At 48.3% G+C, this 230-nt stretch carries 1 protein-coding gene; it reads right to left on the bottom strand.

All coding sequences use genetic code 11. The features are described 5' to 3' along the window. Window positions 1-230, bottom strand: a 230-nt coding sequence (locus tag Q5762_RS39855; RefSeq protein WP_315897204.1) for a glycine--tRNA ligase subunit alpha, incomplete at both ends; no start/stop codon positions are given.

Consider the following 230-nt stretch of genomic DNA (forward strand, 5'->3'; position numbering starts at 1 on the left):
GAGATTTCCAAGCCATCCAGCCAGACTTCCCAGCCCACCCCCCAAGCACCAAGAGTGGGCGACTCCCAATTGTCTTCAACAAAGCGGATGTCATGCTCTAGTGGATTAATTCCTAACTGTTTCAAGCTCTCAAGATAGATTTCTTGCACATTGTCAGGAGATGGTTTAAGGATCACCTGGTACTGGAAATAATGCTGCAAGCGGTTTGGATTATCGCCGTAACGACCGTC

It is taken from the genome of Streptomyces sp. P9(2023), assembly GCF_032436795.1.
Classification (GTDB): Bacteria; Actinomycetota; Actinomycetes; order Streptomycetales; family Streptomycetaceae; genus Streptomyces.